This window comes from Parendozoicomonas verongulae (assembly GCF_009711465.1).
GTDB lineage: Bacteria > Pseudomonadota > Gammaproteobacteria > Pseudomonadales > Endozoicomonadaceae > Sansalvadorimonas > Sansalvadorimonas verongulae.
In genome coordinates this window covers 48,535-48,888 of the sequence record NZ_SMME01000850.1, presented here as the reverse complement: position 1 = coordinate 48,888, position 354 = coordinate 48,535, and the positions used below count along the sequence as shown (strand labels likewise).

Here is a 354-nt window from a genome sequence, read left to right as displayed (position 1 = left end):
GGAGATCGAACTGGCTCTGGGCCGGTTGCTCCAGACCATTGGGGGCACGGATAACCTGAAAGCAGCACTGGACATCTTTATCCGGCTGCGTACCCGGGCAACCGGGGGGCGGGTAAACATTATCAGTGATAACAAGGATATTGAACTGGGTCTTGCCTCTGTTTTTATTGATACGGGAGAGTGGGAGCAGTTTGATGGGTTGCAACTCGAAAAACAGTTGTTTTCAGGGTTCGAAACCTGTTTATGTTTTAGCGTCCGTTACTTTCGGGAATTAACGGAAGCTAAGGACATATTGCCCGCACATGCAACTCTGTTAGGGAAAGCCCTGCATTGGGCTGCTCTGGCTGTGGAGGC

Annotated in this window: 1 protein-coding gene; it reads left to right on the top strand. The window is 51.1% G+C overall.

Annotated features, from left to right (window positions below; genetic code table 11):
* Window positions 1-354 (top strand): hypothetical protein (locus E1189_RS23970; protein ID WP_196221459.1); only part of this gene is annotated, 354 nt, incomplete at both ends.